The sequence below is a fragment of the Arthrobacter rhamnosi genome (assembly GCF_054510855.1).
Map to the genome: position 1 here is coordinate 331,945 of NZ_JBTNDT010000003.1, position 15,505 is coordinate 347,449.

Here is a 15,505-nt window from a genome sequence, read left to right on the forward strand (position 1 = left end):
CTGCTGGTCGGCCACATCCGGTGGCTACATCGAGGCTGCGAGTCCGGCCTCCGGTGGGCGCTCCAGCTCGAGGGCATCCAGGACGTCGAGCGCGGCGGAGTGCTCGTTGAAGGTGTAAAGGTGGAGCCCCGGCGCGCCGTCGTCGAGCGCTGCCCGTGCGAGGTCCACGGTCGCCTCGACGCCGACCCGGCGGCGTTCCTCGTCGGTGCGGGCGCCCTCCAGGCGTCCCCACAGGGCCTCGTCGACGTCGATCCCCGCGAGCCCGCTCAGCTTCTTCAGGCGCCGGGTACTCGTCATCGGCATGACGCCGGGGATGATCGGGATGGTGACGCCGGCTCGCCGTGCGCGCGTGACAAGCCGCGAATAGTCGGAGGCCTGGAAGAACACCTGGGTGATCGCGAAGTCGGCCCCTGCCACTTCCTTGGCGAGCAGCACTTCGATGTCCTGATCGAAGCTCGGCGAGTCCGGGTGCCGGGTCGCGTAGGCCGCCACCCCGACCGATACCTTGCCGGCTGCCAGCTGGGCGACCCGCTGCGCCTCGACCTCACGGATCAGCCGCACGAGCTCGTCCGCGTGCTCGACGTCGCCTGGCCGGCTCTCCCGTCCTTCGGGCGCGTCACCGCGCAGGGCGAGGATGCCGCGGACCCCGCCGCCGATGAGACGGTCGACGATCTCCATCAGGTCGGCGCGGCTGGTCCCGACGCACGTCAGGTGCGCCAGCGGCTTGAGCGTCGTCTCCGTCAACAGGCGCCGCAGGAGGTCGATCGCGGTCTCCTGGTTGCTGCCGGCAGCACCATAAGTGACCGACACGAAATCGGGGCGCGTCCCCTCGAGGCGGCGGATGGTCGTCCACAGAGAGTCCTCTGCCTCGGCGTTCCGGGGCGGGTACAACTCGTAGGACAGGGCGGGATAGGTGGGTGGCGACATCTGGGTCCTCTTCGTAGGTGCCGCAGGATCGGTCAGTCCGTTTCCTCCGGTACATCGGCCGAGCGTACCTTGCTGTGGATGATGCCGAGCTCCTCGAGCTTCTCGGACATCCCGGCGCCGTCAGGCGCGTAGATCCACGGGATGCCCGGTGTGGGCTGGACGCCGGTCTTGGAGCGTCCGCCCGCGAGCACCGCTTCGCCGACGGACAGCTGGCGGATCGCGATGGCGCGGACGTTCTGCGGGTGGCGCTGCGCGAACTCGGAGTAGATCGCCTCGTCGTGCTGGCCGTCGTCACCCACCAGAAGCCATTTGACGCCGGGGAACTCCTCGGCCAGCCGCTCGAGCGACGTCCGCTTGTGTTCCTGGCCGCTGCGGAACCACCGGTCGCGCGTCGGCCCCCAGTCGGTCAGCAGCTTGGGCCCTGCCGGATACAGGTTGCGGGAAAGGAAGCGGGAGAGTGTCGGCGCGACATTCCAGGCGCCCGTGGACAGGTAGAGCACCGGCGCCGACGGAAGCGTCCGCACGATACGTTCGTACAGCACGGCCATTCCGGGGGTCGGTGTCCGCGCGTGCTCGTCGAGCACGAAGGTGTTCCATGCGGCGAGGAAGGGGCGTGGCAGGGCCGTCACCATCACCGTGTCGTCGATGTCGGAGACGACGCCGAAATCCGTCGTGTCCGCGACGATCCGCACCGGGGCCTCCACCACGCGGGAATTGCCCGACTGCACGGTGATGGTGTGCCAGCCGGCGTCGAGCGTCACGGGGATGCGCGCATCGACCACACCGCCGCGGTCGGCCTCGACGTCGTGCACCGTGTCGCCGATGGTGACATGGACGACGGCGTGGGCCACGGGGGCGCTCGTGAAGTTGCGCCAGCCGCGCATGCCTTCTTTCAGGGGCTTGAGCGGGCCGGCCTGTGCAGCCCGCCCCGCATCCCTCGGATCACCGAGCACGACGCGTGCCAGGACCCGCACCCACGACGTCGTGCCGTACCCGGTGTACGGGATGACGGTGACGACCCTGCCGCGCCGCACCGCCAGGCGCGTCTGGAACTTGAGCCAGGCGTCGTCGAGGCGCACCGCGAGGTGGCGGTCTTCGAGCCCGGGCTTCGCGGGATTACTGCTTCCGGGGCCGGCGGACGGGGTGTGCGACTTCGCAGATCGTGGACACATGCCCCCAGTCTGGCATGGCGGCACCCCGGGGACGAGCCCTCCCGCTGGTCGCGCAGGACGGGGGAACAGGTCACAGGCGTCTAACAACTCCGACTTCAGCCGGGGACGATCTTGTAGCGGCCAGGAGCGGCTGGGACGCTGGACGTTCTATCAGGCGAACGATCAGTGGGGATGTCATGGCATTAGGGTGGGAATACAAGGGTGTGCGCCTCGTCGAGGAAAGGGTCCTGCACGACTGGGATACCTGCGCGGAACACGACCCCCGCACCACCGCGGCCGATCTGGCGCATGCCATCCGCTTCGGCAAGGCCCAATCGGCCCTCGAGGCGGTGGCGGCCGGCGGAGCCACGCTCACCGCCGACCACGCCAGGGCGCTCCATTTCGCCAATGAGATGGCCGAGTTGCGGCACTACGGCCCCCTGATCACGGTGGAGGACAACGTCCCCGTCCTGGCGCCCGGCATCCGGCAGATCATCGGCACCTTCGACGAATACGGGCTGTGGGACGGCCAGCCGGCCTGGACCCTCTGAGCAGAGGTCCGCAAACGCAGTTTCGCCTGTGGCGTTCCTGCAGGTTAGACGCAGGTTGGTGAACCTCGGCCTGGTAAATGCCATGATCTGGCTGTGCCCGCTGGGGGCACATCCCGTTCATGAGGTCGTCCATGCCTTTTCTCACGAGTCCCTTCTCCAGGGCGCCCGAGTCCGTCCAAGCACCCGAACCGCAGGGCCTCGCCCCATGCCGCCCGTCCGGAACGAGGACGACGATCGCAGGGCTCCCATCCGCGGCCCTTCTGGTGCACACCGTGGCCCTTCTCCTCGCACTCGCGTGCGGAACCCTCCCGGCGATGGCGGCCGGGGTGGCTCCGGCGGCACAGAGTCCAGGGGCTGGTGCCATCGGTCTCGCTTCGACGACCATCAGGCCGACGACCGATCTGACAGTGGCTTCCGTCGCGAGGCCGTTGATGCAGGCCGCTGCTGCGCGGACGCCTGCGATCGGCAGCCCGGTCTCGACCCTGGTCTGTGGGATCAGCGAGGGTGGTTGCTACCAGAACTACCAGTACGGCCAGGTGCACTGGATGAAGGTCACCGGCGCACATGCCACACAGGGAGCCGTCAACAGCGCGTGGGGCAGGTCCGGATGGGAGAAAGGTCTCCTCGGCTACCCCGTCGGCGACCTCACGTGCGGGCTCGTCAACGGCGGCTGCTACCAGAACTTCCAGGGCGGCCAGATCCACTGGTCCCCCACCACCGGAGCCCACCCCACCAGCGGCGCCATCGGAGCCGCCTGGCGGGCGTCCGGCTGGGAAACGGGCAGCCTCGGCTACCCGACGACCGATGAAACCTGCACTCCGGACGGAACCTGCACGCAGAATTTCCAGAGAGGCCAGCTCAGCTGGTCGCCAGCCCCGACACCCGTCCCGACCCCTCCGGCACCCACGCCCACGCCCGTCCCGACGCCTGTCCCAACCCCTCCGGCACCCCCGCCGACACCCGTCCCGACACCCGCCCCGACACCCGCCCCGGCACCCACCCCGATACCCGTCCCGACGGCACCGGCACCCACGCCGACACCCGTCCCGACACCCGCCCCGACACCACCGGCACCGAACATCCCTGCGGACTGGGTACTGTGGAACACCGTCGCCGGACCGGGTGAGGACATCAATACCGTTCTCGCCAAGCCGGCACTGGCGGGCAAGATCCTCAAGCTGCCTGCCGGAGTGTTCGAGGTCAGGAACTTCCGCGACGCCTCCGTCGCCATCCGTGTTCCCAAGACGGTCAAGGGCATCATCGGCGAAGGACGGGACACGATCCTCCGCATCCGGCCGAATACCTCCACCTTCGGTTCGACGGTCCCCGCGCAGGAGACCCATCAGACCAACCAGTTGTATGTCCTCCGCATGAACGAGGGACTGGTGCCGCAGATCCTCTCCGACTTCTGGCTCCAGGGGACGCCACAGGGGCACCTGTTCAACGGCATCATGGTCGGCATGTCCAGGCCGGGCACCATCGTCGAAGACCTGCTGATCACGGGCATCGACGGTAACGCCGGTTCGCCTCCGGGCGAGACCTTCGGGTTGAACTGGTGGCGTGGCAGCGACTCGATCACGCGGAACGTCGAAGTGGACGGCTTCCGGTGGAGCGGCGACACCTACGCGTCGAGGGTCAAGGGCGCGCAGGTCGGGTCCTCCCCCATCGGCTACAACAGCCACGACCGCGGCAAGCTGTGGAACGCCTTCACGCATGACTCCCTGTACGGCATGCCGACCTTCTGGCAGTCCAACAACGCAGAAACCTGGAACCTCCAGTCCATCCGCAACGTCATCGGCATCAACCATGAGGAGAGCTTCGGCACCGTGCACCACGAACCCGTCATGTGGGGATCGAAGACCCGCCGCCACATCAACTTCATGTCCGCTCGTGCAGACGGTACGTTGACGGTCACCGGCGCGATCAACGATGAATGGATCAACACGACGACGTCCGGTCCGATCGGGAAGGGCAAGAAAATACTCGTCCTGACACCGACGAACTACACAGGTCCCAACACGAACCGGATCGTCACCGCGCCGAGGGTCCTGCTCGACGACGGGAACCCCGCCCCCTGGCTCTGGGCGCACTGAGCCCTCGCCGGCAAACGCCGGTCCGAACAGCCCCGGCCGCTGCGGCCGGGGCTGTTCGCTGTCCTTCACCCGGCCTCCCGCACCGGCCGTGGGACACTCGATGCCATGACGGCACTGATCATCGAGTGGGACCCCGAGCGGCCGGAATGGAGCGGCACGTACGCCTCGGACGTCGGTACCGTCCGGAGCACCGGCGTCGTCCGGCAGCGCTGGATGGTTCCGGCAGGGACGCCGCTGGACCCCGGCATGGATGTCTGGCTGACCGTCACCGGCCGGCGTCCTGCCATGCGGGGGCTGATCGGGCATGGGACCCTTGCGGGCCTTCCATCCGACGCGGCGGCTGCACCGGTTCCCGACGAGCCGGCATCCTGCATCGAGGTCGACTTCGACGGCCTGCTCCCCCACGGCGACCAGGTACCGCTGGATACGCTCGTCGAGCGGCTCCCCGCCCTGACCGGGGGCTTCGGTGTGCTCGCCGTCGACGGCGGGACCGAGGTGGCGGCGCGCTCGCTCTGGGCGGCCGCCGGTTCCCCTGAGCCCGGCTCACTCGATCCCGTCCCAGGAGCGTTGCCGTCGACGGCGGTCACGCGTGTGGTGGTCAACCGCTTCGAGCGCGACCCCGAGCTGCGCCGGGTGGCGGTGGCCCACCGAGGCTCCGCATGCCATGCGTGCGGCATGGACTTCGAACAGGGTTACGGCGTGGCCGCGGATCTGATCCAGGTCCACCACATCACACCGCTGGAGCTCGTGGACTCCAGGTACGAGGTCGATCCGCTCGTCGATCTGATCCCCCTCTGCCCGAACTGCCACGTCGTGGCCCACAGCCGCTGGCCCGAACCGCTCACCGTGGAGGAGATCAGGACCCGGCTGCGGACCAGCGGATTCCTGCGCGGATCCGTGCTGACCGACGAGCAGCTCGAGGCAGAGGCGTCCGCCACCCGGATCCTGGGCCCCTGATCCTGGGCCCCTGATCCTGCCGGGCGCGGCCGTTTCCGTACCCGCGGATTGTCAGTACACTGGGGCGCATGACCGGGCAGGATCCGGCCCTGCCCAGGGCCGCTGCGGTTCCAGGCGGCGCGGGCCTCCCCGAGGATCTGCCCGTCCCCTTCTTGCAGGACGCGGACGATACCGTCCGGCACCCGGACGATGCTGGCGCCATCGACACGTCCCTGCGGAGTCCGGCGGAGCGGTCCCGCGCCTTCCTGGGCATCCTGGTGAACACCGGCCTCGCGAACATCACGACCAGTTACCTGTGGTTCGCCCTGACGTTCTGGGCATACCTGCAGACGCGCAACGTGATCGCCACCGGGGTGATCGGTGGGGCCTACATGCTGCTGATCGCCCTGTCCAGCATCAGCTTCGGCACCTTCGTGGACCGCTACCGCAAGCTGGCCGTGATGCGCTTCGCCGCCGGCTTCACGCTGGCGATGTTCGCGCTGTCCGGGGTCCTGTTCCTGCTGACACCCGCCGTCAAGCTGATGGATCTGGGGCAGCCATGGTTCTGGGTCTTCACCCTGATCATCCTGATCGGCGGGGTCGTGGAGAACCTGCGGAACATCGCCCTGTCCACCACGGTCACCATCCTCATCGAGCCGGATCGGCGGGCCAACGCCAACGGGCTGGTGGGCATGGTGCAGGGACTGATGTTCGTCATCACCTCGGTGCTCTCCGGGCTGTCGGTCGGGCTGGTCGGGATGGGCTGGACGATCGTCGTCGCCCTCGTGCTGACGGCGCTGGCGTTCGCGCACCTGCTCACGCTGCGCATGCCCGAGGAGGTGCGCGCGGCTGCGACGGACGCGCATGGCGGCTTCGACCTCCGCGGCTCCGTGGCGGCGATCCTGGTGATTCCGGGACTGTTCGCATTGATCGTGTTCTCCACCTTCAACAACTTCGTGGGCGGCGTCTACATGGCGTTGATGGATCCCTACGGCCTGGAAATGTTCTCCGTCGAGCTGTGGGGAACCTACTTCGCACTCGGCGCGACCGGGTTCATCGTGGGCGGCACCCTGATCGGCAAATTCGGCCTCGGGTCCAACCCACTGCGCACCATGCTCATCGCCGCCGTCCTGATAGGCATTGTGGGTGCGCTGTTCACGGTGCGGGAATGGGCATGGCTGTACGTCCTCGGCATCTGGCTCTACCTGGTCCTGGTGCCGTTCGTCGAGGCCGCCGAACAGACGGTCATCCAGCAGGTCGTTCCCCTGCACCGGCAGGGGCGCGTGTTCGGTTTCGCCATGGCGTTCGAATCCGCGGCAGCGCCGGTCACGGCGTTCCTGATCGCGCCGATCGCCCAGTTCTGGATCATCCCGTACGCCCGGTCGACGGCGGGCAGCGCCCACCTGGCCCCGCTGCTCGGTGAAGGCACCTCCCGGGGCATCGCCCTGGTCTTCCTGGCCGCGGGGATCATCATCATCGCCGCGGCACTGGTGGCCTTCTGGACTCCGGTCTACCGCCGCATCTCGGCGTCGTACGCGCGGGCGGCCGCAGCGGCTCCCGTTCCGTGACCCTGCGTGGCGAGGAACGGCCGCTCGCATCGCACCTCCGGTAGGTCGTCGTCGTGCCGGCGGCCCTCGACCGGCGGCCTGCGTGGCCGATTCCGGCGCGCAGTCCCCGCATCCTAGGATGAGCCCATGGTGATGGAGGTCCTGGCGACGAAGCTCTTCGTGCCGTCCCCGCGCCCGCACGCGATCTCCCGCCCCCGTCTCGCCGACCGGCTGACCGCCGCACTCCAGGCAGGACGACGTCTCACCCTCGTCTCTGCGCCCGCCGGGTTCGGCAAGACGGCCCTCTTCGCCGAGTGGATCGCACAGCTGCGGCGGCAGCAGCCGGGGATGCGCGTCGCGTGGTTGTCACTCGAGGACAGTGACAACGATCCCGTCCGTTTCCTCACCTACCTGACTGCGGCACTCCACCACGCCGACCCCGACGTCGGCCCGGAGGAGCACGACGTGCGGTCGTCGGCCGAAGCGGCCCTCACCGCGCTCATCAACGACCTGTCCCGCTGCGGCAGGCCGATGATCCTCTTCCTTGATGACTTCCAGGTCATCGAGAACCCGTCCGTCCGCGACGCCGTCGTCTTCCTGCTCGACCACCTGCCGCCCACCACGCACGTCGCCATCGCGAGCCGCTCCGATCCGCTCCTGCCCCTGGCGCGGCTACGGGCCGGCGGCGACCTGACCGAGGTGCGCGCCGCCGACCTGCGCTTCACCCCCGATGAGACGACCGCGTTCCTCACCGGGGTGATGGGACTCCCCCTCACGCACGAGAACGTCGCAGCGCTCGCGACGCGCACGGAGGGCTGGATCGCAGGGCTTCAACTCGCGGCACTGTCCCTGCGCGACAGCACCGACGTCCCCGGCTTCATCGACGCCTTCACCGGCAGCAACCGCTTCGTGATCGATTACCTCACCGAAGAGGTTCTCCGGCACGCGCCGCTCCCCGTGCGCGAGTTCCTCCTCCAGACCGCCATCCTCGACCGGCTCAGCGGTCCGCTGTGCGACGCGGTGACCGGACGGACCGACAGCCTCCAGATGCTGGAGTCGCTCGAGCGCGCCAACCTGTTCATCGTTCCCCTGGACGACAGCCGGCAGTGGTATCGATACCACCACCTGTTCGCCGACGTGCTGCGCTCGCGGCTGCTCGCGCGCGGCCCGGGACGCAGTGCGGAGCTCCACACCCTGGCCAGTGAGTGGTACGAGACCAACGGGTCGCCTGACGAGGCAATCCGGCATGCGTTCGAGGCCGCCGACTTCCCGCGGGCCGCGCGGGTCATCGAGACAACCATCCCCGGCGTCCGCAGGAGCCGGCAGGATGCCACCCTCCTCGGCTGGCTGGTGAGGATCCCGGAGAACGCGCAGAAGCGCAGGCCTGTTCTCCGGGTGTTCTCCGCATGGTCCTCGCTCGTCGCCGGTGACCTCGCGTCCGCCGATCGCCGACTGACCGAGGCAGAACGTCTCCTCGCGGGCGACGGCGACGGCACAGCACCTCGGCACGATTCGGAGCCCGGCGAGGAACTCCGGGCCCTGCCCGTCACGATCGCGCTCTACCGTGCCTCCCTCGCCCTGGCGCGGGGAGACCAAGCCGGGATGTCCCTCCATGCCCGGCGCGCGCTGGACGCAGCGGAACCCGAGGACCACCTGGGGCGGGGCGCCGCGGCCGGTATGGTGGGCATCGTCCTGTGGGCCGACGGCGACCTCGAGGCCGGCGTCACCGCCTTCGGGAACTCCGCGAAGAGCCTCCAGGCTGCCGGCAACCTGACCGACGCCCTGAGCACCACCATGGTCATCGCCGACATGCTGCTGCCGCTCGGCCGGCTGCGGGAGGCCCAGACGCTCTACGAGACCGCGCTGCAGCAGTCCATCGAGCACTGCAACGGCGGTCAGCCGACAGCGGACCTCCACGCGGGCATCAGCGAGATGTACCGCGAGCGCAACGACCTCGCAACCGCGAGGAGTCACCTGGCGGCCAGCACGGACCTGGGCGACACCGCCCTCTCGCACGAGCATCGCTACCGGTGGTTCGTGGCGATGGCGAGAGTGCAGGAAGCCGACGGTGAACCGGATCCCGCTCTCGAGTCGCTGGCGCGCGCGGAAGAGCATTACCGCCGTGGATTCTTCCCCGACGTCCGCCCGATCGGCGGGCTCCGCGCCCGCGTCCTCATCACACTGGGGCGCCTTCCCGAGGCACGGGCCTGGGTGGACGAGCAGGGGCTGGCGTCCACGGACGCGCCGGATTATCTTCGCGAGTTCGGACACGTCACCCTCGCCCGGCTGCTGATTGCGGAGCACGCCGTCACTCCCCCGGGCAGTTCACTCGACGACGCGCAGGACCTGCTCGGCCGGCTGGCGGCTTCGGCGGAACGCGGTGGGCGCCTGGGAACCCTGAGCGAGATCCTCGTGCTGCAGGCTCTCGCCTTCCACGCGCAGGGCGAGACAGCACTCGCACTCGGACCCCTCGAACGCGCCCTCGTTCAGGCCGAACCCGAGGGCGGCTTCCGGCTCTTCGTCGACGAGGGCGCACCGATGCTGGCCCTCCTGCGCGCCGCGGCCGGCGCCGGCATCAGCCCCGGGTACGTTCGTCGGCTCAGCCAGGCACTCCGCGATACGGACCCCGCCCTGGCCCCGGAGCACCCCGCCGAGGCGCTGAGCGACCGTGAACTCCACGTGCTGAGGCTCCTCGCCACAGGGCTGTCGGGCCCGGAGATCGCCCGGGAACTCTACGTCTCGCTCAACACGATGCGGACCCACACGAAACACATCTATCGAAAACTCGATGTCACCAGCCGGGCCTCCGCCGTCCACCGGGCCGAATCGCTGGACCTGATCTAGCGACGCCTGCGGCGGTATCACCCCACGATCCATGGATGTGGTGATGCCGCGTCACCACATCGCTGCGTAGCTTTCGGGTGTGGCCGGATCGCCCGGCCACGGAATACGAGGAGCGCACCATGAGCATCACGCCGTCCACCCTTACCCGCGGAGGCGCGATCGCCGCCGTCCTGGCGGGACTCGCCTACATCGTCATCCAATTCATCCACCCCGCCGACGTGGTCGCTTCGCTGTCCACGCAACGCTGGGCGGTCGTCCACATCCTGAGTTTCGCCGAGGCGGTGCTCGCCGTCGTCGGAATCACAGCCATCTATCTGCGGCAGGTACGGCGCTTCGGGGTCCTCGGGCTCATCGGGTACCTGATGTTCGGCTTCTTCTTCATCCTGCAGTCCTCGTTCACCTTCGTCGAAGCGTTCATCGCGCCCCTGTTCGTCGCCGACGCGCCCCAGGTCTCCGTGGATATCGTCGGGCTGTTCGGTCGGTACGAGGCCGTGACAGATCTGGGCCCGCTGGCCGCACTCCCCAACGTCGGGGCCCTGCTCTATGTGGTTGGTGCGCTGCTCTTCGGTACCGCCGTCATCCGCGCCCGGGTACTGTTGCGCGGAGCGGGCATCCTGCTGATCGCCGCCGCGGCGGCCACGCCGATCGCAGGCGCGTTCCTGCCCCACGCGCTCGAGCGCATGGCTGCCGTCCCCATGGGCCTCGCCCTGATCTGGCTCGGCTACTCCCTCTGGTCCGAGCAGCGGAACGGATCGGTGTCGCGCGCGGGAGCGGACGACGAAGGCGTCGGCCACCTGGTGCGATGAACCGCTACGAGATCCGCCTGGCAGCGCAGCTCGACGCGGGTTGGGGTTCCTGGTTCGAGGGCTTCACGCTCACGCAGGGTGCGGGGGGTTCCACCGTGCTCACCGGGGCCGTCGTCGATCAGGCCGCCCTCCACGGGGTGCTTCGGCGGGTAGGCGATCTGGGAGTGGTCCTGCTCTCGATCGCCATCCTGCACGACGACGTCGACCGTACCCTGTCCGCACCACCTGCCGACGAGGACGCACCATGACCGCAGGCCCCGATCGGCAGGTGGACAGGTACTACCCCTGTTCACGACGGAACGGCAGCCGGCGTCTGTCGATGACGCTGGCGGTCGTCGCCAGTGCGGTGAGTGCTGCCGCGAGGACGAGTGGCGCCCAGGCTGCGGGGGATGTCGTTGCACCGGCGACGGCGGTTCCCGCTGACCCAGCGGCGATCTTGAGGGCACCCACCCAGATGAAGATCTGCCCGCGGGACCGGATGGGTGCGTACTCGCTGCGGGCGGCCAATGTTGCCGCGAAGAACAGCGCGTTGGCCACTCCGGCCAGGCAGAACGCCGCCAGGGAAGCCTCGAGGAAGGGGGCGAGAAGTACCAGGATCAAGGCTGATGCCACGAGGACGGCCAGGGAGCTCATGAGCCGGTCCGCGTCGCCGCGTAGCGGCCGGACCATCAGTCCTGCTGACCCGAGGAGATTACCCACCCCGTACGCGGCGACCAGGAGTCCGGCCGTCGAAGCGCCGCCCAGGGCGGGAGCGATGGCGACCGCGTAGATCGGTAATGCGGCAACCGAGAAAGCGACCGTGACGGTGAGGCCCAGCGTGCGCCGCAGAGGACCGTCTCTCCCCATGTGCCGGAGTGTCCGGCCCGGCGACGGCACCGCTACCGCCGAATCGGGTGGTTCCTGGCGGGGAAGCACGAGGACCGCTCCGGCACCGAGGACCGCCGCTCCGGCGAGGACCAAGGGTGCCGTCAGCGCGTCGGAGGTAGCAGCGATCCAGGCCACCGCCGCGGGACCGAGGGTGCCGCTGATTCCGTAACTCGCCACGTCCCAGCTCTGTGCCCTGCGCTGGTCGCGCTTCCCCGGTCCGGCGATGGAGGACAGGCGGCTGCTGATCCCGCCGGTGAGCATCGGCCCGAAGACCCCGGAGACGAACAGGAGAACGGCCGGCCAAAGCGCCCAGGTGACGGGGATGAGCAGTGCCGCGCCGGCAAGGAGCAGCCCGTGGAGGACGGCGGCGAACGCGATGACCCGGCGTCCGTCGCGGGCGGTGTCCAGCCGGCGGGCGATGAAGGGCCCGAGGAGGTGGGGGGCGGTGATGGATGCTCCCAGCACTCCCGCCAGCCACCCGGGTAGCCCGGAGGCATGAGCGAGGAGGACGATGGCGACGACGGCACCGCCGTCGGCACTCCGGACCAGTGTCGCAGCGAAGACGTAGCGGCCCAGCGCCCCGCGACGACGATTCATCCGCACCGGCACCCGGGCGTCAGGGTTACCGGTCGAGGCCGAGTTCATCGATCACCGCGGCGATACGATGACGTTGTGCCTCGGTCAGGCCCTGAAGGGGCAGCGGCAGGCTGGATGTGGTCGCCAGCCCCAGGTGTTCGGCGATGGCGGCCACAACGCGGATGCTCCCACCGAACTCGGAGAACAGGTTCCACAACGGGGCGAGCCGTTCCGACTCGGCGATGGCATCGGAGAACCGCCCTTCCCGGGCCGCCCGGGTGATCCCCAGGGCGAGGACCGGCAGCGTCCCTCCGATGACCGAGTACCAGGCATCGCAGCCGGCGGCCAGTCCGGCGGCCGCGCGGGCGTCGCCGGAGACACCAATGGTCACGTGGTCGGGGATGACGGCCCGGATCTCCCCGACCCGGGTTCGAGCCTCCGCCCGTTCGGTGGGGACGCCGGGGATCTTGATGGAGGCTATTCCGGGCAGTTCGGCGATGCGCCCGTACAGCTCGGGGGTGAAGGTGAAGTGGGTGGTGCCCGGGTTGTCGTACACGATGACGGGCAGTGAGGAGTGCGCTGTGACGGTCCGGAACAGCGCGAAGACGTCGTCCTCGGTGAGGGGCTGATACGTCATCGGCGCCAGGAGCAGGCCCGTTGCCCCGGCCTTCTCCGCGTTGGCAGCGTTGGCGAGGACCTGCGAGGTCCGTAATGCTCCGATGCCGATGACCACAGGGGTGCCGGCGGCGTGTTCCACGGCCAGTTGGGCGACGCGGCTTCTCTCCTCGGTAGTGAGGTACGCGTAGGAGCCTGTGGATCCGAGCGCCGTGATGGAATCGACGCCGGCTGTCGCGAGACGTTCGACCAGGCGCACGAAGGCTGTCTCGTCGACCTCGTCGTCGACGAGTGGGGTGAGGGGGAAGGCGCTGAGGCCGGTGAACATGGAGCGGCTCCGATGATGGGTGAGGCGTCAGGGAATGGGGTCCAGCGTCGACCCGCCGGGTAAGTGCTCGGCGGGACTTCGCCGTCGGCCGCCGCGTTGTGCTGCGGCGCCGGCCAGGACGACGAGGAGGATCCCGAGGAACTGAATGGCAGAGGGTTGCTGGTGGAGCACGATCATCCCGAGCACCAGGCCCATGGCAGGTTCCAGTGCCATGAGGGTCCCGAAAGCGGTCGCTGTCATCCGGCGCAGCGCCAGCATCTCGAGGGCGAAGGGCAGCACGGGCAGGAGGATGGCCAGGCCGGCTGCCGCGGCGAGGATACCGGGGCTGAGGTGCCCCACCGCTTGCGGGATACCGATGACTGCCGCGGTGAGGGCCGCGACCGGGATCGTCAGGGACAGCGCGGAGATGCCGGTGAAGCGGTCGCCGATACGCTGGGTGAGCGTGATGTAGATGCCCCACCCGACGGCGGCCAGTCCGGCGAACAGGATGCCGGTCAGGTTGACCGCGCCGTGCCAGGGCTCGGTGAGGAGGAGAACGCCGCACAGAGCGAGACCGGGCCAGATCAACGCACGCAGGGAACGGCTCTGCAGGGCGGCGACGGTCAGCGGGCCGAGGAATTCGATGGCGACCGCCGTGCCGAGCGGGATGTGTTCGATCGCCGCGAGGAACCCGACCGTCACGAGCCCGGTGGTGATCCCCAGTCCCAGCAGCACCGGGACATCGCTCCGCCGCACGCGCGACAGGGGTGGTCTGGCGATGATCAGGAAGATCACGGCGCCCATGCTCAGCCGAAGCCATGCGGTACCTCCGGCACCTATCTCCCGGATGAGGTCCACGGAGAGGGCCGATCCCAGCTGCACGGAAAGGATCGCTGCTACGGCGAGCCCCCACGGCGGCACCCCGGCACCCGCCCTAGGACCGCTCATGCCGGTGCTCCCCGTCCTCGGCGATGAGGCGGCCGACGACGGTGACGTCGGGTCCGAGATCCATCAGGTGGCCGGTCAGGTCGTCGGCAGCTGCAGTGAGGGCATCATCGGTCAGGGGCGCCAGGGCGTCGAGGATGAACAGTGCCGTGGTTGTGCCGTCGGTGAGCTGGGTACGGCGGCCTTGACGCCAGTTCCAGCGACGGCAGGTCACGCCCGCCTCATCACACCAGATGACCTCTCCAGGGTCCGGGTGCTCGACCACCTCCTCGCCGCCGGCGACGGTGTCGAAGGGCTCGACGCCCGTGGCACGGATGAGTCGGGGCGGACCGGTGTAGCCGGCCAGGTCCTCGCCGCCCAGTGGAACCTGGTGCAGGACCGACACCGCGTTGTAGATGTCGGTCAGTCGGTTCACCCGGGGCAGCCCGGACCCTGCGCGGCGCAGCAGCGACTCCAGGCTGTTGCGCGTGCGCTGCGGCTTCGCCCCGAACGACTTGTAGGCCTCACGCCATGCGGCCACCTGAGGGAGGTTTTCCACCGGCAGTTCCTCCAGCGCTTCCCGCGCCGAGGTTTCCGCTGCCTGCAGCAGCAGGTCACTGGACTCGTCGCTGGGACCCGGCAGCAGCCCGTCCACCGCCAGCAGGACGGCGCGGTAGTCGGGCCGGAGCGAGAACACCGAAGAGTCCACCCGAGCACCGTCCAGGAACTCCTGGAGCATCCCTGTCTCACGCACCGATTACCTCCTCTCCATGTCCTGCCCCTGCTCCGGGCTCGAAGACCGCCAGGGAGAACCTTGCCGGTTCCTCGCCTCCGTTGGCGTAGGCATGGGCGACGTCGCCGGGGAACGACACGGCGTCGCCCTCTTCGAGGACGAACGACTCGTCCCCCACCTCCACGGTGACGGACCCCTGCCGGACCTGCAGCAGTTCCTTCGTGCCCTCCGAGTGGGCCTCGCTTCCGTGCCGATCCCCTGGACCCAGTGTCCAGTCCCAGAGCTCCGCCACATCCGGTACTTCCGATCCGGCCACCAGTACACCCCGGCCACCGGTTTCCGACCTCCAGAGAACCGCACCCTCACCGGTGCGGGTGACCGCCACGGGCCTGGGACGTGGTGACTCCACCAATGCCGGCAGCCCGACCCCTAGCGCGTCCCCGATTCTCAGCAGCGTACCCACGCTCGGGTTCACCGCTCCCTGCTCGACATTGACGACCATCCGCCGGCTCACCCCCGCCGCTTCCGCCAGCTGGTCGAGGGTCCAACGCCTCGACTGCCGCTGCTCCTTCACCCGGTCACCGATCGCCGTGGCCAGGGCCGATGTGCTTTTATCCATGAGTGCATC

At 69.1% G+C, this 15,505-nt stretch carries 14 protein-coding genes; 7 read left to right on the forward strand and 7 right to left on the reverse strand.

The features are described 5' to 3' along the window. Positions 1 to 24 precede the first annotated feature (24 nt). Together ACX80I_RS08280 and ACX80I_RS08285 are read right to left on the reverse strand one after the other, a co-directional pair. On the reverse strand, positions 25 to 927 hold the full coding sequence (locus ACX80I_RS08280) for a methylenetetrahydrofolate reductase (RefSeq protein WP_459344637.1): 903 nt from the start codon (positions 925 to 927) through the stop codon (positions 25 to 27). 32 nt (positions 928 to 959) lie between these two features. After that, positions 960 to 2,099, reverse strand: coding sequence for an App1 family protein phosphatidate phosphatase (locus ACX80I_RS08285; RefSeq protein WP_459344638.1), 1,140 nt, complete (start codon positions 2,097 to 2,099; stop codon positions 960 to 962). A 176-nt stretch (positions 2,100 to 2,275) separates the two neighbouring features. Here ACX80I_RS08285 and ACX80I_RS08290 point away from each other — a divergent pair, with 176 nt between their 5' ends. The 7 genes from ACX80I_RS08290 (at position 2,276) to ACX80I_RS08320 (ending at position 11,103) form a co-directional block, all read left to right on the forward strand. After that, the gene (locus tag ACX80I_RS08290) at positions 2,276 to 2,629 is read left to right on the forward strand and encodes a hypothetical protein (RefSeq protein WP_459344639.1); all 354 of its coding nucleotides are present in this window, start codon (positions 2,276 to 2,278) and stop codon (positions 2,627 to 2,629) included. A gap of 431 nt (positions 2,630 to 3,060) precedes the next feature. Then, a complete protein-coding gene (locus ACX80I_RS08295) occupies positions 3,061 to 4,722 on the forward strand; it encodes an LGFP repeat-containing protein (RefSeq protein WP_459344640.1) in 1,662 nt (553 codons plus the stop codon). A gap of 105 nt (positions 4,723 to 4,827) precedes the next feature. Continuing rightward, on the forward strand, positions 4,828 to 5,679 hold the full coding sequence (locus ACX80I_RS08300; protein ID WP_459344641.1) for an HNH endonuclease: 852 nt from the start codon (positions 4,828 to 4,830) through the stop codon (positions 5,677 to 5,679). Positions 5,680 to 5,747: 68 nt separating this feature from the next. Next, the gene (locus ACX80I_RS08305) at positions 5,748 to 7,226 is read left to right on the forward strand and encodes an MFS transporter (RefSeq protein WP_459344642.1); all 1,479 of its coding nucleotides are present in this window, start codon (positions 5,748 to 5,750) and stop codon (positions 7,224 to 7,226) included. Positions 7,227 to 7,352: 126 nt separating this feature from the next. Next, complete coding sequence (locus ACX80I_RS08310) at positions 7,353 to 10,049, forward strand: winged helix-turn-helix domain-containing protein (protein WP_459344643.1); 2,697 nt, start codon at positions 7,353 to 7,355, stop codon at positions 10,047 to 10,049. 119 nt (positions 10,050 to 10,168) lie between these two features. Beyond that, positions 10,169 to 10,855 carry a hypothetical protein gene (locus ACX80I_RS08315; protein WP_459344644.1) on the forward strand — a complete coding sequence of 229 codons (687 nt, stop codon included), beginning with the start codon at positions 10,169 to 10,171 and terminating at the stop codon, positions 10,853 to 10,855. Beyond that, complete coding sequence (locus ACX80I_RS08320) at positions 10,852 to 11,103, forward strand: DUF8691 family protein (protein ID WP_459344645.1); 252 nt, start codon at positions 10,852 to 10,854, stop codon at positions 11,101 to 11,103. The genes ACX80I_RS08315 and ACX80I_RS08320 overlap by 4 nt, the downstream gene beginning before the upstream one ends. 31 nt (positions 11,104 to 11,134) lie before the next feature. Here the strand turns inward: ACX80I_RS08320 and ACX80I_RS08325 are convergent, their stop codons facing one another. The 5 genes from ACX80I_RS08325 to ACX80I_RS08345 are packed head-to-tail and all read right to left on the reverse strand — an operon-like array spanning position 11,135 to position 15,496. Further along, the gene (locus tag ACX80I_RS08325; protein ID WP_459344646.1) at positions 11,135 to 12,367 is read right to left on the reverse strand and encodes an MFS transporter; all 1,233 of its coding nucleotides are present in this window, start codon (positions 12,365 to 12,367) and stop codon (positions 11,135 to 11,137) included. Beyond that, positions 12,345 to 13,241, reverse strand: a complete 897-nt coding sequence (locus tag ACX80I_RS08330) for a dihydrodipicolinate synthase family protein (RefSeq protein WP_459344647.1) — start codon at positions 13,239 to 13,241, stop codon at positions 12,345 to 12,347. Before ACX80I_RS08330 ends, ACX80I_RS08325 begins: the two co-directional genes overlap by 23 nt. Before the next feature lie 27 nt (positions 13,242 to 13,268). Continuing rightward, entirely contained in the window at positions 13,269 to 14,168 is a 900-nt protein-coding gene (locus tag ACX80I_RS08335; protein WP_459344648.1) for an EamA family transporter, read from the reverse strand. Beyond that, complete coding sequence (locus ACX80I_RS08340; protein WP_459344649.1) at positions 14,155 to 14,898, reverse strand: B3/B4 domain-containing protein; 744 nt, start codon at positions 14,896 to 14,898, stop codon at positions 14,155 to 14,157. Before ACX80I_RS08340 ends, ACX80I_RS08335 begins: the two co-directional genes overlap by 14 nt. Beyond that, on the reverse strand, positions 14,891 to 15,496 hold the full coding sequence (locus ACX80I_RS08345) for a helix-turn-helix domain-containing protein (RefSeq protein WP_459344650.1): 606 nt from the start codon (positions 15,494 to 15,496) through the stop codon (positions 14,891 to 14,893). The genes ACX80I_RS08340 and ACX80I_RS08345 overlap by 8 nt, the downstream gene beginning before the upstream one ends. Positions 15,497 to 15,505: the final 9 nt, after the last annotated feature.

Coding starts and splice junctions, on each gene's coding strand:
- ACX80I_RS08280 (WP_459344637.1), bottom strand. CDS start 927: ATGTCGCCACCCACCTATCCCGCCCTGTCCTACGAGTTGTACCCGCCC.
- ACX80I_RS08285 (WP_459344638.1), bottom strand. CDS start 2,099: ATGTGTCCACGATCTGCGAAGTCGCACACCCCGTCCGCCGGCCCCGGA.
- ACX80I_RS08290 (WP_459344639.1), top strand. CDS start 2,276: ATGGCATTAGGGTGGGAATACAAGGGTGTGCGCCTCGTCGAGGAAAGG.
- ACX80I_RS08295 (WP_459344640.1), top strand. CDS start 3,061: ATGCAGGCCGCTGCTGCGCGGACGCCTGCGATCGGCAGCCCGGTCTCG.
- ACX80I_RS08300 (WP_459344641.1), top strand. CDS start 4,828: ATGACGGCACTGATCATCGAGTGGGACCCCGAGCGGCCGGAATGGAGC.
- ACX80I_RS08305 (WP_459344642.1), top strand. CDS start 5,748: ATGACCGGGCAGGATCCGGCCCTGCCCAGGGCCGCTGCGGTTCCAGGC.
- ACX80I_RS08310 (WP_459344643.1), top strand. CDS start 7,353: ATGGTGATGGAGGTCCTGGCGACGAAGCTCTTCGTGCCGTCCCCGCGC.
- ACX80I_RS08315 (WP_459344644.1), top strand. CDS start 10,169: ATGAGCATCACGCCGTCCACCCTTACCCGCGGAGGCGCGATCGCCGCC.
- ACX80I_RS08320 (WP_459344645.1), top strand. CDS start 10,852: ATGAACCGCTACGAGATCCGCCTGGCAGCGCAGCTCGACGCGGGTTGG.
- ACX80I_RS08325 (WP_459344646.1), bottom strand. CDS start 12,367: ATGAACTCGGCCTCGACCGGTAACCCTGACGCCCGGGTGCCGGTGCGG.
- ACX80I_RS08330 (WP_459344647.1), bottom strand. CDS start 13,241: ATGTTCACCGGCCTCAGCGCCTTCCCCCTCACCCCACTCGTCGACGAC.
- ACX80I_RS08335 (WP_459344648.1), bottom strand. CDS start 14,168: ATGAGCGGTCCTAGGGCGGGTGCCGGGGTGCCGCCGTGGGGGCTCGCC.
- ACX80I_RS08345 (WP_459344650.1), bottom strand. CDS start 15,496: ATGGATAAAAGCACATCGGCCCTGGCCACGGCGATCGGTGACCGGGTG.